Consider the following 24,413-nt stretch of genomic DNA (forward strand, 5'->3'; position numbering starts at 1 on the left):
TATCGGAATACCGGTATTCGGGGCACTCCCCGTGCCGGTAAGCGTCCGTTCGGGAGGCGACAGTGCGACGCGCCAGGCTCGTGTCCGTGCTCAAATGGGGGGTCGCGGGGCTGCTCGCGGCTCAGGTGGGCGTCGCCGCGACGGTCGTCGGGGTCGACCATTGGCGCAAACAGGCGCGCTCGCGCCGTATCGGCTTTCCCCGCACGCCCCCCGCGGAAATGACCGTGGGCGAGACCGCCATCACCGTGTACACCTACGGCGAGGACGTCTACAAGGACATGCTCGCCGCCATCCGCGGGGCGCGGCGCCGGATCCTGTTCGAGTCGTTCATCGTCAAGGACGACCGGGTGGGCGGAGAGTTCAAGCAGGCGCTCATCGAGGCCGCCGACCGGGGCGTGGAGGTCTGTGTCATCTACGACGGGTTCGCCAACCTCGTCGTCCCCCAGTCCTTCTTCGACTTCCCGCCGAACGTGCGGGTGCTGCGGTACCCGGCGTTCCGGCCCGGGATCCTGCTGCTCAACGTGCGCAAGTCCGGACGCGACCACCGCAAGATCCTCACGGTGGACGGGGAGACCGGATTCGTGGGCGGGTACAACGTGGGGTCACTGTACGCCACGGAGTGGCGGGACACGCACCTGCGGATGGTCGGCCCGGCCACGTGGGAGCTGGAGAACGCCTTCGTCGACTTCTGGAACACCAACCGGCGCGAGGGCCAGCCCGCCCTGGAGCACATCGGCGACACCGGCTGGGACTCCCGCATGCGGGTGCAGCGCAACGTGCCCGAACAGCTCATCTACCCCATCCGGGCGATGCTGCTGGAGGCCATCGACCGCTCCACCGAACGGGTGCTCTTCACCCAGGCCTACTTCATCCCCGACCGAGAACTGCTGCACGCCCTCACCGAGGCCGCCGCGCGCGGCGTGGACGTCAACGTGCTCGTCCCCGACTGCTCCAACCACGTCATCGCCGACTGGCTGGCCCGGGGGCAGTACACGGCGCTCCTGCGGGGCGGCGTGCGGCTGTGGTTGTACGAGAATGCCATGGTGCACGCCAAGACGGCGACCGTGGACGGCAAGTGGAGCACCATCGGCACGGCCAACGTGGACCGCCTGAGCATGACCGGCAACTACGAGATCAACGTCGAGATCTTCGACGAGGGCGTGGCCGGGCACCTGGAGGAGGTCTTCGCCAACGACCTCACCAACGCCCGCGAACTCACCATGGCGGAGTGGTGCGGGCGGCCGGTGGCCGCCAAGTTCGGTGAGCTCGTCCTCGCCCCCTGGCGGCCGTTCCTCTGAACCCGGTCAGGGCTTCAGGCGTTTGGGGAACAGGGGATCGCGCTCGGCGCGGCGGGGCCGGGGGCCGCCCCAGTGCTGCGGGCCCGGGTGGGGGGTGCGGTGCAGTGCTCCGGAGATCGCAGACGGGGACGCGCCGCGCTGCCGGCCGCGGGGGCGCGGCGGTTCGCCGTCGTCGGACCGTTCAGCTTCCGCCATGGTGCGCCCCCCTGCGTTGGACGGCCGGTCCGTGACCGGCCGTGTTCGCTCTCGCCAGCCATGATCGGACAGTGACCGTCCGCTGTCATTGCGACACGGTGGGGGCGTGCGGTTTCTCAGGTGGTGGAGGCGACCAGGCGGGACTCCTCGTCCAGCCACACCAGTTGGAGTTCGGAGGAGACGGTGAGCCCGAACCTGGTGTGCGCGGGCCGACCGGCCTCCGTCCACCAGCGGTACGCCGCCTCCAGTTCGGTGAACAGTTCGCGCGGTCCGTACTGGCGGACCTCGTGTCCGCCGGAGTCCCGTTCGGGGTCGACGTGCCAGGAGGCCTGGGAGGAGGTGCGCGCGTCGGCCAGGTGCACGGTGAACCCGGGGCCGTCGGGGTCGCCGTCGGGCAGCGCCCGGACGGTGACGCCGGGCAGGTGCAGGCCGACCGCGAAGGAGGCGTCGAAGTCGTCGACGGGTTCGTTCGGCCACAGGCCGGTGCGGGTGACCGAGAACCCCCTGGGTTCGGGGAGGCGGGGGTGGTCCTGCGCGGCGGGGGGCGTGACCCCCGGCCACGGCCGGGAGAAGGGGCCGCTGATGAAGCGGCCCGAGGCGGTGCCGCTCGGCCCGACCCGCAGATCCGCCAGGACACCGCCGCGGTAGGAGGTGCCCCACGGGGTGAGGATGCGGCCTCGGGGCTCGGTCTGGGCCACCCAGTGGTAGGGGACGCGCTGCACGGACACGGTGCTGATGACCCGGTCGTAGGGTCCCCGCGCGGGCCAGCCCTGGAGACCGTCGCCGGTCACGACGAGCGGGGTGAAGCCGGTGCCGATCAGGTTGACCCGGGCCTGTTCGGCGCGGACCGGGTCGGCCTCGACGGTGATGACCTGCTCGTCGCCCAGCCGGTGCGCGAGCAGCGCGCTGCCGTAGCCGGTGTCGCTGCCCACGGACAGGACCCGCATACCTGGGGACACGTCCAGGTGGGCGAGCATCCGAGCGACGGTCGACGGACTGGACGCCGGATCGGCGGGGCCCCCGTCCGTGCGGACGAGGAGGTCCTCGTCGGAGTAGGCGAGGGCGAGCCACCGGCCCTCGTCGGTGCGCCGGTCCACGACCGTGCCGTTCGGCGCGGTGATCCGGTCGGTGAGGAAGCGGTGGCGCTCCACGCGCTCGAAGGCGGGGCGCCAGCGCGGACGCAGGTCCCCGGCCTGTTCGAGGCGCGCGATCAGTTTCTCGTGTGGAGGGAGCACGTACCGCCCTTTCGTGCTGGCCGCTGGCGGTCCGTGGTGGACCGGGGAGGTGCAGCGGTCGGCCGGATGGGGTTCGTCGGGTGAGTCACAGGGGGGAACCACAGTGTCGCAGGAGCGGTGCTCGCGGCGTTGTGCGGCTCGTGACTTCGCGGTGTCCGCCCGGTTCACACAGTGCGGCCACGGTGGGACGCGTGCCCGCGGCAGACTGTGCGAGGGGGAGTGGGTGGAGAGCCGGGTGGGACTCCGTGCGGTGCCGTGGCCTGCGGCTCCGGTCACGGTCTGGCCGGACTCACCCGCCCCGAGGCGGCGTCCGCCCACCGAACCGGGGACACGGCCCACCGCCCGTATCGCGTACGGAAGTGGTTCCGTGCACACCGTATCGCGTTCCGTGGGGGGTGCGGCTTCTGTACCGCCTTCGCCGAATCTGTCGGAATCCCTGCCGTGGCCGGATTTGAGGCCGTTTCCCTTCACCGCCGGCGCCTTCGCCTGGGTCCATCCCCGCGTGCGCGGGGCTCACCTAAACGACCTGGGACAACGCAGTGCTTTATCTTCTTGTGATATCTGCTGCGCGGTCTGTTCTCAACAGAATCTCCCTGGGCTCGCGCGCGCAGCCCTGCGGGCTCGCCGTCTGGTCGGTGGAACGCTCCGGCGATAGACTCGGTGCGGGATGCTTCAGGTAAAGCACGGCACGGCCCCCGACCGTTGGTCGGGGGCCGTGCCGTTCCCGCTGCAGGTCCCGGGCGCTTGCTGTGGACAGCAGCGCCGCCCACTCCGAACCGGGGAACTCCAGGTGCCCCAGCCCACGGTTCTGGGTGTCACGCACAGCCGAGCCACCGGGGAAACCGGCGACCTCGACGCAGTTCTCGGTGCGGGCTCCGCCCAACGAGCGGGGTCGAGGTGCGTTGTCGTGTGGTCGAGGTTCGTCCTGGGGCGAACCTCGGCGCTGAGTTTCGTCTTGGGGCGAACCTCGACGGTGCGGTGAGGCGGGCACCGCACCCGACACCGCCGCGCTGCGCGCCCGACTCGCGCACAGGTGTCGCCGGGTCGCCTGGTCTCCGCGCGCTCGGGCCCCTGGAAGCCTCCCGGGCGCGCGGGCCCTCTCAGGTGATGGGGCGTGGAAAAGGAAAGAGCCCCGTGGATCGCGATCGGAGCAGCGATCCACGGGGCTCTTTCCTCGGTGACTCCGCGATGTCATCGCAGGTCACCCCGTGCGGCCCCAGCAGGATTCGAACCTGCGACACCCGCTTTAGGAGAGCGGTGCTCTATCCCCTGAGCTATGGAGCCATCGGAAACCCGGGACGGTCGGTCCCCGGCCGTTTCCGGGTCAAGCGTAACCCAGAACCGGGGTGCTTTGGGGTGTCGGCCCGCGTTTCGGGGCCTTGCCTTCCGGGATCGGCGGGGGAGATCGGAGTACGCTGACCTACGATGGGTTGTCCTGGTAGTAGTGTGATGTTTTTCACCACGCATGGCGTGTTTTAAGTTATAAGCCGTGCTTCTGCCGTTTGGTGCGGGAAGTGAGGTATGTCCTCGCACCGTGGCGACCAGGAAAGACGCCGAATGTCGGGTGGTCGGTGCCGATGGGTGCCGCAGTGCCGTTCCTGGCGGACACCACCCGCCGAATCGGCTCCGTGTGGCCGCATGTGGACATGTAGTACGTTGCCTTGCGGCCAACGGGTCAGGTGTTGGAAGACATGCAGCCGGAGGATCATTCGTGCCGTTCACCGCTGATTCGGCGCGCCGGGGAGCTCGCGCACCGCAGAACCGGACGCCGACCACCCCTGCGGCACCCCACCGTGGTCGTCTCCGGCGGGCGACCGCCCTCGCGGTCTCGGTGCTCATCGTGATGCCGGGCTCCTTCGGGGCCGCGGCCCCCGCGTCGGCGCAGGACAACGAGCTGCGCCAGCTGCGCGAGCAGGCCGAGGCGGCCTCGGAGGCGTTGGGGGCGGCGACCGACGAGTACGTCGAACGCCAGGACGCTGTGGCGGAGGCCCAGGAGGAGCTGATCGGGATCCTCCACGACCTCCAGGGGGTCGAGTCCGACCTGCGCGAGATGCGCGAACCGCTCGCCCAGTTGGCGAGCACGCTCTACCAGCAGCCCGCCGGCGGCAACGTCCTCGCCACGCTCGCGACCGGGACGCTGGAGGAGGACCTCCAGACCCAGTCCTACGCGGGCAAGATCGCCGAGGACAACGAGATCCTCATCCAGGACGCCGCCGACCTGCGCGAGGAGCAGATCGAGCTGGCTAGCCAGGCCCAGGAGCTCCAGACGGAGACCCAGCTGGAGGAGGTCGAGCTGGCAGCCGAGGTGGAGGACCTGCGCGAGCAGTCCGAGGAGAGCACGGAGGAGCTGACTCAGGAGCTGGAGCGCCTGGGACTCGACCCGGGGACGTACATGGCCGCGGCCGATTGCGACTCGGACCGGGCGTCGGACGCCGAGGGCTACGCCAACGGCCTGCTGCCCCAGTCCTCGCTGTGCCAGCTCTACGACGACGACAAGTACCTGCGCGCCGACGCGGCCGTGGACTTCCTCGAACTCAACCTGAGGTACGTGGAGGACTTCGGCGAGAACATCTGCATCACCAGCGCCTACCGCGACCTGCCCAACCAGCACCGCGTGTACGGCGAGGTCGCGCCGGGCTTCGCGGCCGTCCCCGGCACCAGTAACCACGGGTTGGGGCAGGCCATCGACCTGGGCTGCGGCATCCAGAACTACCAGTCCGAGCGGTGGCTGTGGATGCAGGAGAACGGTGCCGACTTCGGGTGGATCCACCCGGCCTGGGCCAAGTCGAGCCCGTTCGAGCCCTGGCACTGGGAGTACACCCGCTGACGGGGCCCGCCGGAGGACACGGCCCCCTCCGGCGGGCCGCGCGGGTCTACACGAGCTCGGCGCTGATCTCGCTGGTGCAGGCTGAGCAGCGGGTGGCCTCCTTGGACACCTGGGTGCGGCAGTGCGGGCAGGCGCGGGTGGTGGCCTCCTCGGCCTCGGTGTCGCGCTCCAGCAGCTTGGCGACCGGGAGCACCACGAGGAAGTAGAGGACCGCGGCGGTGATGAGGAACGCGATCAGGGCGTTGACGAACGCGCCGTAGAGGAAACGGCTGCCGTTGACCTCGAAGTACAGGTCGCCGAACGTGGGGACCCCGCCGAAGATGCCGATCAACGGGGTGACGAAGCCTTCGGTGAAGGCGGTGACGAGGTCGGCGAAGACCGCGCCGATCACGACCGCGACCGCCAACTGGACCAGGTTGCCGCGGAGCAGGAATGCCTTGAAGCCGTTCATGGGTTTTTGCCCTACATGTACTCGGGGTTTCGGGGGCGACGCGCACGGTAGTGCGCTTGGTCAGCATTCACTACGTTTCGTCATGGGTCAACTTCGTATGGTGATCGACAGGCGGGAGGAGGCGCCGTGTCCCGCCAGTTCCCGGGCCTCGTCGGGGGTGGCGGCGATGAGGACCAGTGCGCCGCCCCTCCCCTCCCCGCCCGAGGGCACGGCCAGGACGGGGCGGTCGCCCACCACCCGCCGTGCCGGTTTTGTGTGGAAGGGGTGCGGGTCGGCGGGGGCCGGGACGGCGAGTACGTCGACACGGCTGCCGGGGGAGAGCAGCCCCGCCACCTCGGGGTCGGCCACACGCACGGGCACGGCGACCAGGTCGGGGCCGTAGGCCCGTGCCGGCGGGTCGGAGAGGCGGGCGTCGGTGACCACCTCGCCGCGGCGCACCGGTGCGTTGAGCCGGAGACCGGAGGTGGCGGTGCCGGGCGCGAGGGCGCCGCGGGGCAGGGCCCGCTCGGGCAGGGCGCGGTGGACGAGGTCCCCGTCGGCGAGCGGACGGGAGGCGTCGAGGTCGCGGGAGGCGACCAGGACCCCGGCGGTGGCCGGGGGCGGGGGGCGCAGGAGCAGGACGCCGCTGGTGAGTGCGGCCGCCGCGAGCAGCGCGGCGAGGGGGCGGCGGTGGCGGTCGAGCAGGCGTGTCAGGACCCGGCGGTGCCGGTGCGGGCGCGGAGGGTGGGCCATACTCCGACGCTAGGCGCGGGAGGGCCGCCGCGGGCGTTGTCCACAGGGCGGGATGTGCGCCGCCGCGGAGGCGGCGGCGCGTAGGCTGGGGCCGTGCCTCAGCTCGCCTTGGCGGCGGCGCCGGACCCGCTGCTCGCGGTGCTCTTGGCGGAGTCGCCGGAGGAGCCCTTCGAGGAGTCGCCGGAGCCCGACGAGCCCGACGAGCCCGACGAGCCCGACGAGCCCGGGGTGTCGGAGCCCTTGGCGGAGTCCGAGGACGCGGAGGAGGGGTCGCTCTTGCCGTTCTCTCCGGAGGCGGAGGTGACGGAGCTGTTCGAGCCCTTGCCGCTGTCGGTGCGGTAGAAGCCCGAGCCCTTGAAGACGATGCCGACGGCGGAGTACACCTTGCGCAGGCGGCCCTCGCACTCGGGGCAGACGGTCAGCGAGTCGTCGGTGAAGCTCTGCACGACCTCCATCTGGGCGCCGCACTCGGTGCACGCGTACTGGTACGTAGGCACTGTTCGGGTCCTCCTAAGCTGGCACTCTCGCCCGTTGACTGCTAAATAGTAGTCGCTCGCCGGTCCGGACCGTGACGGACCCCGTGCCCGACACGGTCCCCGGGCGGGAGATGCGGGAACCACTGCGGCGGCCGGGCGCGACCGCCAGGCACAACACCCTCGGCGGGCGGGTTAATCCCGGTGCGCCGCCACGGCGCGGACGCTCCGTCCGGCCCAGAGCGGGGCGCGGGGTTCGAAGGCGCGCAGCCCCCCTTCCGGGGTGACGACCGCGTCCACGGGGCGGTCGTGCGGTTCGCCGGGCACCGATTCCACGAACTCCTCGTCGTAGACGACCGCGACCGACGGCGTGCGCGGCCCCGTGCGGGCCAGGACGCGGTCGTAGCATCCGGCGCCGCGCCCCAGGCGCATGCCCCGGCGGTCGACGGCCAGCGCGGGGCAGACCACGGCGTCCGCGCGGGCCGGGGCGTCCGTTCCCTGCCGGGGTCCGACGGGTTCGAGCAGCCCGTGTCCGGCCGGGGCCAGGCTGCGGGGCCCGTCGAAGGCCGCCCAGTCCAGGTCGCCGCCGGGCAGGAACACCGGCAGGAGCACGTGTACGCCGAGCCGGTCCAGGGCTGGCGCCAGGGCGCGGGTGTCCGGTTCGCCGCCGACGGAGTAGTAGCAGGCCACGGTGGCCGCCCCGGTGAGCCAGGGGGCCTCCAGGAGTGCGCCCAGGATCGCTTCGCCCGCGCGCTCGCGATCGTCCGCGCTCCGGGCGCGCCGTGCCGCCAGGACGCGTCGCCGTGTCCGCTGCTTGTCCGTTACCGTCCGCCCTTCGCCGTTCATGGCGTTCAGTCTCCCATGGCCCCTTCCGTCATGAAGAGGGGTCGTTACCACCGTTGGTGAATTCCTGATTGCCTCTCCGCGTCATCGCCGCGAAGACCTCGGGACTTCTCGACGCGCCCGTGGCGCGGCCATCGTCAAGGGACGAGCTGTTGTCCTAGAGTGCCGACATGATCGCCGACACCGACCAGACGCGGCAGGGCCCCGCCGCCACCTCCGTCACCAAGGCCGTCGTGCCGGCCGCGGGTCTGGGAACGCGCTTCCTGCCCGCGACCAAGGCCACGCCCAAGGAGATGCTGCCGATCGTGGACAAGCCCGCGATCCAGTACGTCCTGGAGGAGGCGGTCGCCGCCAGTCTGTCCGATGTCCTGATGATCACCGGACGCAACAAGCGCTCCATCGAGGACCACTTCGACCGCGCCTACGAACTGGAGGAGGCGCTGGAGGCGAAGGGCGACGACAAGCGCCTGCGCGCGGTCCGCGAGTCCAGCGACCTCGCCCAGGTGCACTACGTCCGCCAGGGCCAGCCTCGCGGACTGGGGCACGCCGTCCTGTGCGCCGAGGCCCACGTGGGCGACAACCCGTTCGCCGTCCTGCTCGGCGACGATCTCATCGACACCGCCGACCTGCTGCGCCGCATGATCGAGGTGCGCGAGCGGTTCGGGGGCAGCGTGGTCGGGCTCATGGAGGTGGAGCCCGAGCAGGTCTCCCTCTACGGGTGCGCGGGCATCGAACCCACCGATGAGGAGGACGTGGTCACCGTGACCGACCTCGTCGAGAAGCCCGACCCCGAGCAGGCGCCTAGCCGCTGGGTGATCATCGGCCGCTACGTCTGCGACCCCGCGGTCTTCCCGATCCTGCACGAGACCCCGCCCGGCCGGGGCGGGGAGATCCAACTGACCGACGCCCTGCGCGAGCTCGCCCGGCGCAAGCCGGAGGACGGGGGCGTGGTGCGCGGGGTGCTGTTCCGCGGCCGCCGCTACGACACCGGCAACAAGGCCGACTACATCCGCACCGTGGTCGACTTCGCCTGCCGCCGCCCCGACCTCGCCGCCGAACTGCTGCCGTGGCTGCGCGACTTCGTCGAGAGCCGCGGCCCCGCACGCGCCTGACCCCCGGTCGGCGCCGCGCCCGTGACGCGCGGCCGACGCCTCCCGTGGTGACAATGGGACGCGGGCGCGGGGCGCGCCCCGCGTGCACCACGATCGGGAGGACCCCCTGTGAAGAGCGTCGAACGGCACATCAGCGACTGCCTGGCCCTGGTCGCCGCACCCGCGCCGGTCGAGGTGGACCTGCTCCGGGCGCACGGCGAGGTCCTGGCCGAGGCCGTGGCCTCCCCGGTGTCGCTCCCGGGGTTCGACAACTCGGCGATGGACGGCTACGCCGTGTACGCCGCCGACGTCGCCGAGGCGGCCGAGGACGCCCCCGTCGTGCTGCCCGTGGTCGCCGACCTCGCCGCCGGCGCCGGCGCGGGTACGAAGGTGGTGCGCGGCTCGTGCGCCCGCATCATGACCGGCGCGCCGATGCCGGAGGGGCCCGACGCGGTCGTCCCGGTGGAGTGGACCGACGGGGGAACGGAGAACGTCCGCGTGCGGCGTCCGGCGCGGGTCGGCGACGCCGTCCGGCCCGCCGGGGGCGACGTCCTCGAAGGCGCCGAGGTGCTCTCTCCCGGATCGCGGATCGGCGCCGGTGAGATGGGGGTGCTCGCCGCGGTCGGGCGGCGCTCCGTCCCGGTCTTCCCCAGGCCGCGCGTGGTGGTGCTGGCGACGGGGGAGGAGCTGGTCGAACCGGGCCGCCCTCTCGGTCCCGGACAGATCTGGGAGTCCAACAGCCACATGCTCGCCGCCGCCGCGCTGGACGCGGGGTGCGAGGTGCACCGACACGGCTTCGTCGGCGACGCCCCCGACACCGTGCTCGGCGCGCTGGAGGGCCTGCTCGCGGGGGCCGACGTGCTCGTCACCAGCGGCGGGGTGAGTATGGGCGCCTACGACGTCGTCAAGGAGGTGCTCGCGCGCCAGGGCACCGTGGAGTTCACCCAGGTCGCGATGCAGCCGGGCAAGCCCCAGGGGTTCGGGACCCTCGGCCCGGACCGGACCCCGATCCTCACCCTGCCGGGCAACCCGGTGAGCGCCTTCGTCTCCTTCCAGGTGTTCGTGCGCCCGGTCCTGCGCAAGCTGCGCGGCCTGGACCCGGGGCCGCTGCCGACCGTGCGCGCCGTCCTGTCCTCGGCGGTCACCTCCCCGTCCGAGCGGCGCTCCTTCCTGCGCGGGGTCCTGCGGGGGCCCGAGCCGGGGTCGGACCTGCCGACGGTGGTGCCCGCGTCGCGGCAGGGCTCCCACCAGTTGTCGGCGCTGGCCGACGCGAACGCCTTCGTGGTGGTGCCCGAGGACGTGACCGCGCTGCCCGCCGGAGCGGTCGTGGACGCCATGCGCCTGCCGGAGATGTGCTGACCCGACCGGCCCGGCGCCCAGCGCGGGTGCACTACGGTCGTGGTGGGCGCGCGTCCGGGCGTGTCCGGGGCGGGCCCTTGGGGGCCGCCCCGCCGTTCGAGCGCAGACGAGGCCGACGATGAGGCACACCCCACGGACGGAGGGGGCCGACCACCCCTCCGGCTTCACCCACCTGGACGAGACCGGAGCGGCGCGGATGGTCGACGTCTCGGGCAAGGACGTGAGCGCGCGCACCGCGACCGCCACCGGGCGGGTCCTGCTCGCCCCCGGGACCGTCGCCGCGCTGCGCGGGGGCGGGGTGCCCAAGGGGGACGCCCTGGCGGTGGCCAGGATCGCCGGGATCCAGGGGGCCAAGCGGACCCCGGACCTGGTCCCGCTGTGCCACCCCATCGCCGTGCACGGCGCGGACGTGGACCTGACGGTCGTCGACGAGGGTGTGGACATCAGCGCGACGGTGCGCACCGCCGATCGCACGGGTGTGGAGATGGAGGCGCTCACCTGTGTCATGACCGCCGCGCTCGGGCTGGTCGACATGGTCAAGGCGCTCGATCCGGAGGCCGAGGTCACCCGGGTCAGGGTCGAGGAGAAGACCGGCGGGAAGAAGGGGCACTGGAGGCGCGGTGAGTGAGGGCGGTGTGCGCGTGGCGGTGGTCACGGCCTCCAACCGGGCCGCGGCCGGGGTGTACCCGGACCGGTCCGGCCCGGTGATCGCCGAGCGGCTGCGCGCCATGGGGTGCGCGGTCGTCGGGCCCTGGGTAGTCCCGGACGGTGAGCCCGTGGCCGAGGCGATCCGCAGGGCCTTCGGTGAGCGGGTGGACGCGGTGCTCACGACCGGCGGTACGGGGCTTACGCCCCAGGACCGCACACCCGAGGCCACGCGTCCCCTGCTGTCCTTCGAGATCCCCGGGATCGCGGAGGCGCTGCGGGGGGCCGGACGGGAGAAGGGCGTGCCCACCGCCGTCCTGTCGCGGGGCCTGGCGGGGGTGGTCGAGGCGGACGGACACCGCATGGTCGTGGTGAACCTGCCGGGTTCCCGTGGCGGTGTGAAGGACGGAATGGATGTGCTGGAATCCGTGCTCGTCCACGCGGTCGACCAGTTGCGTGGCGGGGATCACGTTCGACCTGAATGAGGTGGCACAATGACCGGAATCACATCTGCGGCATTCCTTTCACGGGTAATCCCTTGACCTTGTTGCGGTTTTCGGAACACAACTATGGGAGTTAGGTGGAAGCCGATTTGCACGATGCTGGTGTGACGATCGGCGTGGTGCCCTTCGGTGGTGGAATACTGGGAGACTCTCCCGGTGACGGGTGTGCCGCAGGTCCGTGAACACGGGGGCGTATCCGTGACCGATGGTTCTCCGAGAGGCGTGAAAGGGACGGCCGTGTATCGCAGACGTGGGTGGCCCGTGGTCCTGCATGAGGGCCCGGTCGTGCTGCGCCCGCTACGCCTGCGCGACGCCGCCGCCTTGAGGGAGACCCGTGTGCGCAACGAGCGGTGGCTGCGCCCGTGGGAGCCGACCTACCCGGACATGCCGCTGCGGACGGGCGGGCTGGCACCCTACGCCGGGATGATCCAGGCCATCCGGGCCGAGGCGCGCCAGGGGCTGTCCATGCCTTGGTCCATCACCTACGACGGGGTGTTCGTGGGGCAGTTGACCGTCGGCTCCATCGTCTGGGGTTCGGCGAGGTCCGCGCAGGTGGGGTACTGGATCGACAGTGCCCACGCCGGGCGCGGGATCACCCCGACCGCGGTCGCCCTCGCCGTCGACCACGCCTTCTTCGCGGTCGGCCTCCACCGGATCGAGGCCAACGTACGGCCCGAGAACCGGGCCAGCAGAAGGGTGGTCGCCAAACTCGGGTTCCGCGACGAGGGGGTCCGAAGACGCCAGTTGCACATCGACGGCGCCTGGCGTGACCACATCTGCTACGCGGTCACGGCCGAGGAGGTTCCGCAGGGGATGCTGCGCCGCTGGCGCGACAGTGTTCCCTTCCCGGAAGCGGGTTCCGGTCCGCCATTGGGGCCGGAAGGCCCGAACGGAGGCCGGGGGGAGCACGATCGGGCGCGCCAGCGGCCCTGGACCGGTTGAACACGGTTCGATCATCGCCGAACACAGGGTGCAAACCTCTCTTTAGTCAGATTGGCTAATTACTTTGCGTTAAATTTCAACTCCTCTCCGTGTTCATTCGCTGACCTGCGGTTTCCCGTAGAGGACAGGGGGAGCTGAAACAGATGGCCTAAAATCTCGCGACACTCCGGCCTGAATGTGGTTCATTTATGGACACGGGGTCGTAACGTGCGGAACGTAGACGCATTGACGATGCGGACGACGCGGGGATATGCCTCCGGGGAATCGGGGGCGGAGAACCGCGTTGCGGGGTGTCGGCGAGGTGTCCACAGACCGATATCCGCTGGCCGTCATCGTGAGGAGGGGTGATGAGCAGCTCTCCTCTGTACCTGGCCATCGTGGTGGTCTGGCTTATCGTCCTCGTGCCGATGCTGCTGCGCAAGGACGCGGCGGACGGCGTCCACGAGGACGAGCAGCGCGGCGACGAGACGCCCGAGGCCTTCGGCGAGGAGCTCGACGGCGACCCGGACGGCGTGCCGGAGGAGGAAGCCGACGACCGGTCCGCCGGACGTGAGCCCGAGGCCGACCGGCCCCGGCGCGCCGGGGGCCGCCACCGCGTCGAGTCGCGCGCACGGATCATCGCCCGCAGGCGCCGACGCACGTCCGGGCTCTCGCTGCTGAACGTGGCCACGGCCCTGGCGGTGGTGTTCGGTCTCGGACCGTGGTGGGTGGTCGCACCGCCCGTCCTGCTGCTGGCCGGACACCTGGTCCTGCTCAGGGAGGCGGCCAAGGCCGATGCCGAACGCAGGCGGGCCCGGGTCCGGGCGCGTCGGCGCGTCGAACTCCGGGAGCGCCGCGAGGCCGAGGAGGAGCAGCGCATCGAGGCGGAGCGCGAGGCCAAGGTCATCGCCCTGCGCGAGCGCCGCAACCAGGTCTACGACCAGTACGCGGACGCCCGGCTCCGGGCGGCCGGGGACTGAGCCCGGGCCCCGGGACACGGTTCGGACCACCCGGGGACTCCTGCTAGGCTTGGTCTCGTCTTCGGGGCTATGGCGCAGTCCGGTAGCGCACCTCGTTCGCATCGAGGGGGTCTGGGGTTCAAATCCCCATAGCTCCACCGCAGGTCGAAGGCCCTGCTTCCCAAGGGGAGCGGGGCCTTTTCCGTGGTGCGCGGCGGCGAAGCCACGGTGGTTCCGGACGAGCGCCCACAGAGGGGCACCGCTGTGGGCTCAGGTGGCGGCGATGTCGGCCACGGGCTCTGTGCGGTTCTCCAGATGGTCGATGGCGATGGGCGGCCAACCGGTGGTCTTCGCCCCGGCAGCGTGCAGGGCGGTGTGGAGGACTTCGAAGGCCTTGTTGACCGCCTTGAGCTGATCCGCGGTGCCGACCAGGATCTCGACACTCAGGATGCTCCGCTCCGCATCGCTGCTGACGGTCGGGTCGGAGATGTCCGGGTTGCACTCGTTGAGGGCCATCAGTTCATCCATCAACTTCGTCGCACGCTGGTGGAACTGCTCGACGGGGACTGGGCTCATGGTGTTGACATGGATGTCGACAGTGACCATGACCATCGGCTGAGCCTTCACTGGTCCTCCTCCTTCGTGCAGCTCTGGCGTTTGGCCCACTGGAGGCGCTGCCTGTAGTGGTTCGGGTTCGACGGGCTGATGTGGACATGTGTCATGTGCCAGCCGCACGGGCACTTCACCTGGTAGTACTTCGGGGGATCCCCGATCCGCCATCCGAGCCGATGAAACTCCTCCAGTGCGTCCTGGCCGTCCTTCTTGGGGTGCTTGTTCCAGTAGCCCAATTAGCCTGGCACACCTTCCCCCTCAGAGTCCTCCAGGGGGTGTCTGTTGTCGAGAGGGGCGGGGCGGAGTGTCATAGGGTTCCCCGGTGATCGTATGCGGGACTGGGCAGCCGCAGTGTCTCACGCAGGTGTCGATCCAGCAGGCGGATTCAATCTTTTGGTCGGCCGTAGTCAGAGAAACGCGCCGAGGATTCACATCCCCATAGCTCCACCGCAGGTCGAAGGCCCTGCTTCCCAAGGGGAGCGGGGCCTTTTCCGTGGTGCGCGGCGGCGAAGCGCGGCCGGGCGCTCGCGTGCCCGGGCGTCTCGCGGCGAAGGCCCCGTCCCGGGGGTTGGGGCCTTCGCCGCGGGGCGGTCCGGTGTCTCGCTGTTCCCTGCACACGGGTCCTGGTCCGGACCGGAGCCCCGAGTGTCACCGGCGAAGCTGCTATCCCCTCGAACCGGGGCGGGCCGGGCACTGCCGCATTGTATCGCCTTCCCTCCCAGCTTCTCCAGAGTCCCGTGGGCCTTGGGGTCCGCCGCTCCACCCCGCCGGAAACTTGCCGCTGTAGAGTTCGGGCATGGCAGACGGTTACCACCACGGAAATCTGCGTGCGGCCGTCCTGGAGCGGGCCGCGGAGGTCATCGGCAGCGAGGGGCCCTACGCCTTCAGCCTGCGCTCGCTCGCAGCGGACCTCGGGGTCAGCCACACGGCGCCCCGGTACCACTTCGGCTCGCGTGAAGGCGTCCTCAACGCGCTGGTGGCCGAGGGGTTCACCGAGCTCGCCGGGCGCCTGCGGCGTGTGCGCGAGGCCGGCGGCGGCCTTCTCGACGCGGGGGTGGAGTACGTGCGGTTCGCCGTGGACCGGCCGGCCCACTTCCAGGTGATGTTCGCCCCGACCCTGTTCGACGAGGCCGACACGGAGCTGAGCGCGGCCCGCTCGGCGGCGTTCGCCGAGCTCACGGCCGGGGTGGACGCCCTCGCGCGCGAGGGGGAGGAGATCGAGGACAGGGCGGCCGCCGTGGTCGCCGGCTGGTCGGTGGTGCACGGTATCGCCACCCTCGCCCTCACCGGGAACCTGGATTCCTCAGGCGTTCGGAAGCTGTTCCACGACACCGACCTCGTGGAGATCACCCGGCGGAGCGCCGGGCTGCTCTTCGGCCCCCGGCACCCGAAGGACCCGTGAATGGAAAGTTCGATAACCCTGTTCATGCATGCCCGAAACCGGGGGTGAAAGTGGTCCCTGCCGGATTTCGCGAAGCGGGATGACTGGAAGGCGCGGTGGTGACGGAGCGTGGTGGCGGGCGGCGGTCCCCGGTGCGGTGTGTGAGGCGCGCGGCGCGTCTGGGACTGGCGGTGCAGCAGGTACACGTCAGTGCGTGTCCCGAGAGGGGCTGGGCGGTCCCGGTTCCCCCTGACCGGAAACAGAGCCTTCTTTGACCGAAAGGAAGATCTTGTCCTTCCTGGTCAATGGATTCCCGGCATTCTCCCCCGTCACGTCTGTGCTGTCTGATCTGCTGTGACACGGAGAGTATGGAAACTCCTCAGCAAGGGGCGCCGGACCCCCGGTTCTGCGGGGCTTTTGGGAGGACCAGTGCGTTACCGGACTTGTGCATCCCGGGTCAGATGGGACATCTTGGTCTGCGGGATGGGTAGAAAGCCGCATGAAAGGTAGCCGCCATGACCACGCATGCCCAGGGGTTGCGCCCTAACGGCTGGAGTTGGCAGTAGCCGACTTTTGAAAGACCCGTGCCGCGTCCTGGTTTCGGTCCCGCGAGGGCCACGACCAGGACGCGGTGGCCGTTCTTGGGCGGATACGCCCGCCTCGGCGGGGTAGGGAATCACCGACTGCCCCGGTCCCCGCCGGGACCGGACCGAACCGACGTTGAAGGGGACGAGCCACACGTGTCCGATTCCCCCCACGACACCGGCGGTTACCAGCGACCGGAGGAGCCCGACCGGGGCGGAGGGTACGAACCCCCCGGCGCCGACCCCCCCGAGGTTCCCGCGGAGGCCGCTGAGGAACCGAGCGAGAAGAGGACAGACGGCCGCGGCCCGATCGCCTCGGAGCGCTTCCGCCGCACCACCCCGGCCCGGCGCAGGCCCATCCCCCCGCGCAGGAGCGGAGGCCACTGGCGGCTGCTCTTCGGGACGGTCGTCTACGTCATGGTGGTCGGCGGTATGGCCGACTACACCGAACCCGGGACGCGCGCCCTGGGGCACCTGGTCTTCTGGTCGCTCATCGGCCTGGCCCTGCTGGTCGCGGTCGTCCGCGAGGAGCGCCACGGATGGGAGCCAGCGCCGCGCTGGCCCTGGATGGCCGCGGCGCTGGGCGGGGCGAGCGCCGTCGAGGTCCTGGTGCCGCTGACGGGGTCGCCGGCGGTCATCGTCGGCTCGCTGATCCTGCTGGGCCTCGGTCTGTTCGTCGTGATGCTGCTGGAATGACCGGTCCCTCAGGTGGCCTCGTCGTCGAACGGGGGGCGCTTGCCGTTCAGGCGGGCCGCGGGCCTGGGCTCGTCCTCCCCGTCGGCGTCCCAGAAGTGCTTCTGCACGAAGCGCCGGGGGTTGAGGTCCTTGACGTCGAAGTCCTTGTACTCGGGGCCCAGCCCCTCCTTGAGGTCGGAGGAGGCGGAGTTGGCCATCGTCCTGAGCTGGCGGAGCACACGTCCCACCTGCTGGGCCAGCTTCGGAAGCTGGTCGGGGCCGAAGATCAGGACCCCGAGCAGGAGCAGCAGGACGAACTCGCCACCGCTGATGTTGAACATGCGTGCCCACGCCCTTCGTGACTCCGACCGGCTCCATGCAGGTTAACCGGTATCCGCCCGGATCCGGAACAGTGTCCGGAAGATGGTCTTCCGTCTGGAACCAGGCCGGCCCCCCGCCCACAGGGAGCGGAGGGCCGGAAAGGACGTGTGGCGGTCAGATCGTACGGACGTCCGCCGCCTGCGGGCCCTTCGGGCCCTGGATGATGTCGAACTCGACCGTCTGGTCTTCTTCCAGGTTCCGGAAGCCGGTACCCGCGATCGCCGAGTAGTGGACGAACACGTCGGGCTGACCGCCGTCGACGGCGATGAACCCGAAACCCTTCTCAGAGTTGAACCACTTCACGGTGCCCTGAGCCATGTGCTCTCCCTTGGGGACTACTTCGGGGCCGCACCCTGCTGGCCCCGGGTCGCCGGGCGCCGTCCGGCGAGGTCGTCCCCCCGACAAGCGCCCACGTGCAGTTCCGCGAGGCGCCTCGGGCATCCATGGAAACAACAACAGCAACCGTTGGTGACATTACCAGGACAGGTGCTCTCCTGCCGAGGCTTTCCCGGCAGAAAATGTGCCGCCGACTGTCCTCTTTCGGCTACGGGAAACTATTGCTTTCCTTCGCCTCCGGTACTAATGGAGCGGAACTCCCCACGTCTCGGGAAAACTTCGGTGAACTCCTCGCGCGTCACGCGTCACTGCCGTAGATCCACACGTCGAACCAGAGCAGTTCGCGCCAGAGGGAGCCGTCGATCGGATAGGCCGCCAGGACCGGGTAGAGGTAGGCGAAGTGCGCGAGGAACAGCAGGAGCACGACGCCGAACACGGTCCCGCCCGCGGCACGCCGGTACACACCATAGCGGTGGCCGTCCCCGTCCGGGCCGAGGACGATTCCGAGCACCAGGGTGATGGCCAGTGCGAGGAAGGGCAGGAACGGCAGGGCGTAGAACAGGAACATCGGACGGTCGGGGAAGGCGAACCAGGGGAGCCAGCCCGCCGCGACCGCCAGCAGGACCGCCCCCGCGCGCCAGTCCTGGTGCAGCACCCACCACACGGTCAGCGCCACGAGGGCGAGGATGCCGGTCCACCAGATGACCGGCGTGCCGATGGACACGATCGAGGCCACGCAGTCCCCGGTACCGCACCCCACCGCCTCACCGTTGTAGTGGAACATCACCGGGGTGCGCATGACCAGCCATTCCCACGGCTCGGAGATGTAGGCGTGGTCGCTCTCCAGGCCGTTGTGGAAGTTCATCATCCGGTCGTGGTAGTCCCACAGGCTCCAGAGCGCCTCCGCGGGCCCGTGCAGGGCCTCGGGTAGCCAGTCGGGCGCCGTTCCCGCGCCGCGGTCGCGGTTGTAGCCGCCCGCGGTCACCAGCCAGCCGGTCCACGACACGAGGTAGACGACCGCCGCCACCACCACTGTCTGCACGAACGCCGGAACCGCGTCGATCCGCAGCCACCGCCAGAACGGACGCCGCTGCCCCGCGCTGGTCCGCGCACCGTAGTCCCACGCCACGGTCAGCAGGCCGAACGCGGCTACGAAGAAGAGGGCCGACCACTTCGTGCCGATGGCGAGACCGAAACACAGTCCCGCGCCCCAGCGCCACCACCGGGGGCCCAGCCAGCCCACCGTGGCCATGTCCGTGCCGGCGGCCGTCAGGCGGGCCAGCCGCTCCCGCGTCCTGTCGCGGTCCACCACCAGGCACGCGAACCCCGCCAGGAGCCACAGCGTCAGGAACATGTCCACCATGGCGATCCGGCTCAGCGTGAAGTGCAGGCCGTCCACGGCCATGATCAGCCCCGCCGTGCAACCGAGCAGCACCGACCGCGTCATCCTGGTCCCCAGGCGCACCAGGACGAGCACCGAGACCGTTCCGGCCACCGCCGCGGCCAGCCGCCACCCCTCCGGCGTCATGGTCCCCGCGAAGGGCGTGAGGGACCACACCCAGTCGCCCAGGGCGATCATCCACTTGCCCACCGGCGGGTGCACGATGAAGTCGCCGCCGCCGCCGAAGATGTCCTGGTCGCCGTTGGCCAGCAGTTCGTTGGCCCGCTCGACGGTCTCGTGCTCGTAGCCGAACGTCCAGAGCCCGTAGGCGTCCTTGGCGTAGTAGGTCTCGTCGAAGTAGATGCGCGCGGGCTCGCCCAGGTTGAAGAACCTCAGGGCTCCGGCGAACAGGGCCACCACGACGGCGGCGGCCCAGCCCGGCCACCCCCGGTGGGCTGGGGAAGGGCGCTCAGGCCCGTCGGTGTCAGAGGTGGCCCCCCGGCGCGACGGGGGCTCGGCCGGGGAGGTCTGGGTCTCGGAGGAAGGCGGGGTGGTGGTCATGGGCGGCTCGTAGGTTGGGATCGTCAGATGCGTGATCCGCCCGCGGACGGATCACGCGGCGGGTCGATCGGTCGGTGATGAGGCCAACCGTAGCGTGACAGGACGGGGATGACAGTGGTCGAGGGTGAGGAAGGTATGGGCGGCGCCGGGACGCTGACGCTCGCGGGTCTGCCCATCGGGAACCTGGAGGACGCGACCCCCCGGCTGCTGGGCGCCCTGGAGGGGGCCCGGGTGATCGCGGCCGAGGATACGCGCAGACTACGCCAGTTCGCCTCCCGTGCGGGAGTCCGGTTGGGCGGTGAGACGGGGGCGCGCACGGTCTCCTACTACGACGCCAACGAGAGCCGCAGGTCCGACGAGCTCCTGGACTGTCTCAGGTCCGGCTCCGACGTCCTCGTGGTCACCGACGCCGGGATGCCGGGGGTGTCCGACCCGGGCTACCGCCTGGCCGCGGCCTGCGCGAAGGAGGGGATCCGGGTGACCTCCATCCCGGGGCCCTCGGCCGTGACGACCGCGCTCGTGGTCTCCGGACTGCCCACCGACCGGTTCTGCTTCGAGGGCTTTCCGCCCCGCAAGGGCCTGGCCGGATACCTGGCGGAACTGGCCGCCGAACGCCGCACGATGGTCTTCTTCGAGAGCCCGCGCCGCACACCGGCGACCCTGGCGGCGATGGCCGAGGCCTTCGGCCCCCACCGGCGCGCCGCCGTGTGCCGGGAACTGACCAAGACCTACGAGGAGGTGCGCCGCGGCGGGCTCGGGGAGCTGGCCGCCTGGGCGGCCGAGGGCGTGCGCGGGGAGGTCTCCGTGGTCGTGGAGGGCGCACGCCGGGATGGCGGGGGGACCAGAGACACCGACCTCCTCGCGGCGGTCGCGGAGCTGGAGGAGGAGGGCGTGCGCCGCAAGGAGGCGATCGTTCGGGCGGCCAGGGAGGCGGGGGTGCCCAAGCGCCGGGTCTACGACCTCGTCCACGGTGTGGGCCGGAAGGGGGAGGACGGGTGACCTCTCCGTAGGGGATGATCGTGGCATGCGTAGTGAACTCTTCCAGAGCTCCCAGGAGATCGGCCGGGAGGGCATGGCCCTCCAGAACGACAAGATGCTCCGTGTGGGCCTGAACGGCGAGGTCCTGGCCCGGCAGGGGTCGATGGTGGCCTACCAGGGCGACGTCGACTTCTCCTACGAGGGCTCCGGCAACGTCGGCAGGTTCCTCAAGAAGGCGTTCACGGGTGAGGGGATGCCGCTCATGCGGATCACCGGGCGCGGCGACGTGTTCCTCGCCCGTGACGCCTGGGACATCCACCTCATCGACCTCGAAGGCGACTCCCTCACCGTCAACGGCGACAACGTCCTGGCCTTCGAGGCGGGTCTGAGCTGGGACATCAACCGGATCAAGGGCGCCGGTATCGCGGCCGGGGGCCTGTTCAACACGGTGTTCACCGGCCACGGACGGGTGGCCGTGGCCTGCCATGGAGCGCCGGTGCTCCTCGACGTCGACCAGCCGACCTTCGTCGACACCGACGCGGCGGTCGCCTGGTCCAGCTCCCTCCAGGCCGGGGTGCGGAGCACCGTGAAGGCCGGGGCCCTCATCGGCCGCGGCAGCGGTGAGGCGGTCCAGTTGGCCTTCCAGGGGCAGGGATTCGTGCTCGTCCAGGCCTCCGAGGGCGCGCCGCCCGTGCCCCAGGCCTGAGCGGGGCAGGTCCCGGGAACGGCACAGGGCCCGGACTCCGAGCGGAGTCCGGGCCCTGCGGCCGCTGTGCCAGCGGCATCAGACGACGGCGCCGTCGTCCTCCTCGCGCGCGGCCTTGGCGGCGTCGCGCTTCTTGCTCTTGAGCGCCTTGAGTACGTGCGGGGCGGGCGTCTTGTCCCACCTCTGCAACCAGATGGCCAGCGGGACCGCCACGAACACCGTGGAGACCACGCCGGTGCTCAGACCGACCAGCATCGCGATCGAGAAGTCCTGGAGCGAGGACCCGCCGAGGGCGGTGAGGAAGCCCAGGATGATCAGTGCTCCGACCGAGGTGTTGACGGTACGCGGCAGGGTGTTGAGCACCGCCCGGTTGGCGATCTCCGTGAACGAGGACGTCTCGTCTCTGGCCCACTCGTCGCGGATGCGGTCGAACACCACGACCGTGTCGTTGACGGTGAAGCCGATGACGCTCAGGATCGCGGCGAGGAACACCCCGTCGATCGGCTTGCCCCACCAGATGAACAGGCCGATCACCAGCGTGATGTTGAACGCCAGCGACAGCATCGTGGAGACGCCGAAGGACCAGCGGAAGCGCCAGGCCAGGTAGATCAACTGGAGGCCCAGCGCCGCGCCGAGGGCGATCATGGCCTTGTTGCGCAGTTCGTCGCCCATGCTCGGGCCGATCAGCTCGTCGCTGACCAGTTCCACACCGCCGGTCTTGGCGGCCAGGGCGTCCTCGACCGCCGCGGCGTCGGCGTCGGAGAGCTCACCGGTACGCACGGAGATGTCGCCGTCGCCGGCCTCCTGCACCACGGCGGTGTCCGAACCGGGGAAGTCGAGCGCGGCGATCGTCTCGCGGGCGTCGTCCACGCTCAGGGTCTCGTCGCCGGTGATCTCGTACTCCAGGACACGCCCGCCGGTGAACTCCACACCGAGGTTGGTGTCCCGGACGAACGGGGCGGCGACGGAGACGACGACGATGGCGCCGGCGGCGATCAGCGCGACGTTGCGGAAGCGCATGAGGTCGGGGCTCTTGCGGATCAGCCAGGCGCGCACCTGGCCGATCCGGTCGATTCCGGTGATCGCCGGGTTCTTCTTCACCACCGCGCGGCGGACCGCCCACTCGACGAACACGCGCGCGATGACCAGGGCGGAGATCATCGAGGCGATGGTGCCGATGCTCAGGGTGACACCGAAGCCCTGGACCGTGCCGGAGGCGAAGAAGAACAGCAGCGCCGCGGCGATGAGCGTGGTGACGTTGGTGTCGAGCACCGCGCTCCACGCCTTGCGGCTGCCCTCGGCGAAGGCCTTCTCCAGGCTCGGCGGGATGGCCCGGCGGCGACGGCGGGCCTTGGCCGAGGCGGAGCCCTTGTCGTCTTCGGAGCCGCGTGCGCCCTTGTTGGCCTCGAACACCTGTTTCTGGCGCTGGTACTCCTCACGGGAACGTTCGAAGATCAGCACGTTGGCGTCGATGGCCATACCGATGGCCAGCACGAAACCCGCCAGGCCGGGCAGGGTCAGTGTCGCCCCGATCGCGACCAGGGCGCCGTAGGCGATGAGTGTGTAGAACGCCAGCGCGACCGAGGCCAGCAGGCCGACGAGGCGGTAGACCAGCGTGATGTACAGCGCGGTGAAGGCGATACCGAGCAGCGCGGCGAACGCGCTGGCCTGGATGGCGGCGGCACCGAGGGTCGGGCCGACGGTCTGGCGCTGGATCTCGGTGACCGGCAGCGGCAGCGAGCCGCCCTCGATCAGAACGGCCAGGTCGCCCGCGGTCTCACTGGTGAACTGGGTGCTGGTGATGTTGGTCCAGCCCTCGGCGCTCCCGGTCCCGCACGCGTAGTCCTGGCCGAGTTCCGGCGAGGAGATGATCTGGTCGTCCAGGACGATGGCCACGCGGCGGCGCGGGTCGCCCATGTTGTAGCAGGCGGCCTCGGCGGTCAGGGCCTGCCACTGGTCGCGGCCCTCGCTGTCGAAGTCGACCCGCACGTTCCAGGTCGCTCCGGTGGTGTTGTCCAGCAGGGCGTCCGCTCCGGAGATCTGGTCGCCCTGGACGGCCGCCTCCCCCAGTTGCAGGTACGTGCCCTGCGAGTCGGGGAGCGTCATCACGACGTCCTCGGGGTTCTCCGCGCTCTGGCCGCCGCCCTGGCCGCCGGTGACGCCGCCGTCCCCCATGCCTTCGAGGAGTTCGGCGATCTCCTCCTCGGTCATCTCGGCCTCGCCGGAGCCCTCCTCGCCCCCGGCGGGCTCCTCCTCGGCGTCGGCGGGCACCCGCGCCTCGTCGGCGGTGCCCTGCGGCGCGTTGGCGGTGTCGCCGGGCATGACGCCGGTGGTGGACTGGCCGGTCCCCAGCACGGGGTGAATGCCCAGTTGGGCGGTCTGGCCGATGATCTCGGCCGCCTCAGCCGGGTCCTGGACGCCGGGCAGTTCGACGATGATCCGGTTCTCACCGGAGCGCGACATGTTGGCCTCGGCCACGCCGAGGCTGTCGATGCGCTGGCGCAGGACCTCGATCACCTTGTCGGTGTTCTCGGCGTTGGCCGGGGTGTCGGGGCCGTCCTGGGTCTCCAGGACGATCTGTGTACCGCCGCTGAGGTCGAGCCCCAGGCGCGGCGGGATGAACCATGCCGCGCCGAACGCGACGACGATGACGAGCAGGGAGATGAGCGCGCGTATCCAGCGCCCCTGTGCTCCCGTTTGACTGGACAAGGGGTAGGGCCTCTCACTACGGATGGTCGGATCGCCCGGCGCGCCCGTGCCATGGCGCGGCGCCGCCGGGAGGGGGGTGGTGTCAGGTGGTGGAGAGCGCGGTGAGAGGCGGTGCCCGTGTGGGCGGCAGTTCCCCCGCCGCGGCCTGTTCGGGCAGGGGGTCCGGCTGGGGCCGCTCCAGGGGCCACCACGGCTGCTCCCACGCCGCCAGGCGCAGGGCGCACGCGGGGACGGCGTCGGGGAGGTCGCGCGGAGCCGAACGCTGGTCGCACGCGGCGACCGTCGGCCCGTCGGCGAGCACGGGGTGGTCGGCCGGGACGGAGGCGTACTCGCCCGCCGGATCTCCGCCGTGCGCCGCGACCGCCTCCTCCGCGGCGGGTCGCGCCTGCGAGGCCGGCCCAGGGAACCCGGAACCGAACGGCAGGGTGAGCACGACCAGGAGCACCACGCTCGTGACGAGGACCGTGGTGTCCAGGGCAGGGCGCAGCGGCGCACGGGTGTCCGTGGTGATCACCGCCTCGCCTGAAGGATGTCCGGTCGTCGCCGGATGACGGTCGCGGTCCGGCGGCGTTGGGCA

General features: G+C 70.9%; 26 protein-coding genes and 2 tRNA genes. 13 read left to right on the forward strand and 15 right to left on the reverse strand.

From position 1 onward, the window contains the following. The first annotated feature begins 62 nt into the window (after nt 1-62). Complete coding sequence (locus tag ACFHWE_RS09940) at nt 63-1,298, forward strand: phospholipase D-like domain-containing protein (RefSeq protein WP_416600476.1); 1,236 nt, start codon at nt 63-65, stop codon at nt 1,296-1,298. Between the two features lie 6 nt (nt 1,299-1,304). Here the strand turns inward: ACFHWE_RS09940 and ACFHWE_RS09945 are convergent, their stop codons facing one another. The 4 genes from ACFHWE_RS09945 to ACFHWE_RS09960 all read right to left on the reverse strand — a co-directional run bounded on the left by ACFHWE_RS09945 (nt 1,305) and on the right by ACFHWE_RS09960 (nt 4,012). Further along, nucleotides 1,305-1,493, reverse strand: coding sequence for a hypothetical protein (locus ACFHWE_RS09945; protein WP_416600477.1), 189 nt, complete (start codon nt 1,491-1,493; stop codon nt 1,305-1,307). A gap of 116 nt (nt 1,494-1,609) precedes the next feature. Then, nucleotides 1,610-2,728: a protein-L-isoaspartate(D-aspartate) O-methyltransferase gene (locus ACFHWE_RS09950; protein WP_416600478.1), complete on the reverse strand. Its 1,119-nt coding sequence runs from the start codon at nt 2,726-2,728 to the stop codon at nt 1,610-1,612. 544 nt (nt 2,729-3,272) lie between these two features. Further along, nucleotides 3,273-3,923, reverse strand: a complete 651-nt coding sequence (locus ACFHWE_RS09955) for a DUF397 domain-containing protein (RefSeq protein ID WP_416600480.1) — start codon at nt 3,921-3,923, stop codon at nt 3,273-3,275. 16 nt (nt 3,924-3,939) lie between these two features. Next, nucleotides 3,940-4,012, reverse strand: a tRNA-Arg gene (locus ACFHWE_RS09960). A 427-nt stretch (nt 4,013-4,439) separates the two neighbouring features. Between ACFHWE_RS09960 and ACFHWE_RS09965 the strand changes: the two genes are divergently transcribed. Continuing rightward, nucleotides 4,440-5,555, forward strand: coding sequence for a D-alanyl-D-alanine carboxypeptidase family protein (locus tag ACFHWE_RS09965; protein ID WP_416600481.1), 1,116 nt, complete (start codon nt 4,440-4,442; stop codon nt 5,553-5,555). A gap of 46 nt (nt 5,556-5,601) precedes the next feature. Here the strand turns inward: ACFHWE_RS09965 and mscL are convergent, their stop codons facing one another. The 4 genes from mscL to ACFHWE_RS09985 all read right to left on the reverse strand — a co-directional run bounded on the left by mscL (nt 5,602) and on the right by ACFHWE_RS09985 (nt 8,057). After that, a complete protein-coding gene (gene mscL / locus ACFHWE_RS09970; protein WP_416600482.1) occupies nt 5,602-6,006 on the reverse strand; it encodes a large conductance mechanosensitive channel protein MscL in 405 nt (134 codons plus the stop codon). 87 nt (nt 6,007-6,093) lie between these two features. After that, nucleotides 6,094-6,738, reverse strand: a complete 645-nt coding sequence (locus ACFHWE_RS09975) for a Flp pilus assembly protein CpaB (RefSeq protein ID WP_416600483.1) — start codon at nt 6,736-6,738, stop codon at nt 6,094-6,096. Nucleotides 6,739-6,836: 98 nt separating this feature from the next. Next, nucleotides 6,837-7,235 (reverse strand): FmdB family zinc ribbon protein, encoded by a 399-nt coding sequence (locus ACFHWE_RS09980; RefSeq protein ID WP_416600484.1) that lies wholly within the window; start codon nt 7,233-7,235, stop codon nt 6,837-6,839. Between the two features lie 171 nt (nt 7,236-7,406). Next, the gene (locus tag ACFHWE_RS09985; protein ID WP_416600485.1) at nt 7,407-8,057 is read right to left on the reverse strand and encodes a 5-formyltetrahydrofolate cyclo-ligase; all 651 of its coding nucleotides are present in this window, start codon (nt 8,055-8,057) and stop codon (nt 7,407-7,409) included. A gap of 167 nt (nt 8,058-8,224) precedes the next feature. Between ACFHWE_RS09985 and galU the strand changes: the two genes are divergently transcribed. From galU to ACFHWE_RS10020, 7 genes are all read left to right on the forward strand, one after another. After that, nucleotides 8,225-9,166, forward strand: coding sequence for a UTP--glucose-1-phosphate uridylyltransferase GalU (gene galU / locus ACFHWE_RS09990; RefSeq protein WP_416600487.1), 942 nt, complete (start codon nt 8,225-8,227; stop codon nt 9,164-9,166). 108 nt (nt 9,167-9,274) lie between these two features. Further along, on the forward strand, nt 9,275-10,504 hold the full coding sequence (gene glp / locus ACFHWE_RS09995; protein ID WP_416600489.1) for a gephyrin-like molybdotransferase Glp: 1,230 nt from the start codon (nt 9,275-9,277) through the stop codon (nt 10,502-10,504). Between the two features lie 118 nt (nt 10,505-10,622). Beyond that, nucleotides 10,623-11,132 (forward strand): cyclic pyranopterin monophosphate synthase MoaC, encoded by a 510-nt coding sequence (gene moaC, locus ACFHWE_RS10000; protein WP_416600490.1) that lies wholly within the window; start codon nt 10,623-10,625, stop codon nt 11,130-11,132. Further along, nucleotides 11,125-11,634: a MogA/MoaB family molybdenum cofactor biosynthesis protein gene (locus ACFHWE_RS10005; protein ID WP_416600492.1), complete on the forward strand. Its 510-nt coding sequence runs from the start codon at nt 11,125-11,127 to the stop codon at nt 11,632-11,634. Before moaC ends, ACFHWE_RS10005 begins: the two co-directional genes overlap by 8 nt. 255 nt (nt 11,635-11,889) lie before the next feature. Beyond that, complete coding sequence (locus tag ACFHWE_RS10010) at nt 11,890-12,594, forward strand: GNAT family N-acetyltransferase (protein WP_416600494.1); 705 nt, start codon at nt 11,890-11,892, stop codon at nt 12,592-12,594. Between the two features lie 347 nt (nt 12,595-12,941). Continuing rightward, a complete protein-coding gene (locus tag ACFHWE_RS10015) occupies nt 12,942-13,553 on the forward strand; it encodes a hypothetical protein (protein WP_416600496.1) in 612 nt (203 codons plus the stop codon). 63 nt (nt 13,554-13,616) lie between these two features. Beyond that, a tRNA-Ala gene (locus ACFHWE_RS10020) sits at nt 13,617-13,690 on the forward strand. A 112-nt stretch (nt 13,691-13,802) separates the two neighbouring features. Here ACFHWE_RS10020 and ACFHWE_RS10025 read toward each other — a convergent pair. Continuing rightward, nucleotides 13,803-14,159 carry a hypothetical protein gene (locus ACFHWE_RS10025; protein WP_416600498.1) on the reverse strand — a complete coding sequence of 119 codons (357 nt, stop codon included), beginning with the start codon at nt 14,157-14,159 and terminating at the stop codon, nt 13,803-13,805. Next, entirely contained in the window at nt 14,156-14,380 is a 225-nt protein-coding gene (locus ACFHWE_RS10030; protein WP_416600500.1) for a hypothetical protein, read from the reverse strand. Before ACFHWE_RS10030 ends, ACFHWE_RS10025 begins: the two co-directional genes overlap by 4 nt. A gap of 560 nt (nt 14,381-14,940) precedes the next feature. On the opposite strand from ACFHWE_RS10030, the gene ACFHWE_RS10035 reads away from it, so the two are divergent. Then, nucleotides 14,941-15,546 (forward strand): TetR/AcrR family transcriptional regulator, encoded by a 606-nt coding sequence (locus ACFHWE_RS10035; protein ID WP_416600502.1) that lies wholly within the window; start codon nt 14,941-14,943, stop codon nt 15,544-15,546. Between the two features lie 719 nt (nt 15,547-16,265). Then, a complete protein-coding gene (locus ACFHWE_RS10040) occupies nt 16,266-16,805 on the forward strand; it encodes a hypothetical protein (RefSeq protein WP_416600504.1) in 540 nt (179 codons plus the stop codon). Between the two features lie 8 nt (nt 16,806-16,813). Here the strand turns inward: ACFHWE_RS10040 and ACFHWE_RS10045 are convergent, their stop codons facing one another. The 3 genes from ACFHWE_RS10045 to ACFHWE_RS10055 all read right to left on the reverse strand — a co-directional run bounded on the left by ACFHWE_RS10045 (nt 16,814) and on the right by ACFHWE_RS10055 (nt 19,443). Further along, nucleotides 16,814-17,125 carry a sec-independent translocase gene (locus ACFHWE_RS10045; protein ID WP_028647301.1) on the reverse strand — a complete coding sequence of 104 codons (312 nt, stop codon included), beginning with the start codon at nt 17,123-17,125 and terminating at the stop codon, nt 16,814-16,816. A 154-nt stretch (nt 17,126-17,279) separates the two neighbouring features. Beyond that, entirely contained in the window at nt 17,280-17,483 is a 204-nt protein-coding gene (locus ACFHWE_RS10050; RefSeq protein WP_416600505.1) for a cold-shock protein, read from the reverse strand. A gap of 316 nt (nt 17,484-17,799) precedes the next feature. Then, nucleotides 17,800-19,443: a dolichyl-phosphate-mannose--protein mannosyltransferase gene (locus tag ACFHWE_RS10055; RefSeq protein WP_416600506.1), complete on the reverse strand. Its 1,644-nt coding sequence runs from the start codon at nt 19,441-19,443 to the stop codon at nt 17,800-17,802. A gap of 108 nt (nt 19,444-19,551) precedes the next feature. Between ACFHWE_RS10055 and rsmI the strand changes: the two genes are divergently transcribed. Both rsmI and ACFHWE_RS10065 read left to right on the forward strand, forming a co-directional pair. After that, complete coding sequence (gene rsmI, locus ACFHWE_RS10060) at nt 19,552-20,442, forward strand: 16S rRNA (cytidine(1402)-2'-O)-methyltransferase (protein ID WP_416600507.1); 891 nt, start codon at nt 19,552-19,554, stop codon at nt 20,440-20,442. 25 nt (nt 20,443-20,467) lie between these two features. Continuing rightward, nucleotides 20,468-21,127, forward strand: coding sequence for an AIM24 family protein (locus ACFHWE_RS10065; protein ID WP_416600508.1), 660 nt, complete (start codon nt 20,468-20,470; stop codon nt 21,125-21,127). Nucleotides 21,128-21,205: 78 nt separating this feature from the next. On the opposite strand, the gene secD is transcribed toward ACFHWE_RS10065, so the two are convergent. Then, nucleotides 21,206-23,836 (reverse strand): protein translocase subunit SecD, encoded by a 2,631-nt coding sequence (secD, locus tag ACFHWE_RS10070; RefSeq protein ID WP_416600509.1) that lies wholly within the window; start codon nt 23,834-23,836, stop codon nt 21,206-21,208. An 82-nt stretch (nt 23,837-23,918) separates the two neighbouring features. After that, a complete protein-coding gene (locus ACFHWE_RS10075; protein WP_416600510.1) occupies nt 23,919-24,350 on the reverse strand; it encodes a hypothetical protein in 432 nt (143 codons plus the stop codon). Nucleotides 24,351-24,413 lie beyond the last annotated feature (63 nt).

Origin of the sequence: Nocardiopsis sp. LOL_012, assembly GCF_048060475.1 — a bacterium.
Taxonomy (GTDB): Bacteria; Actinomycetota; Actinomycetes; order Streptosporangiales; family Streptosporangiaceae; genus Nocardiopsis.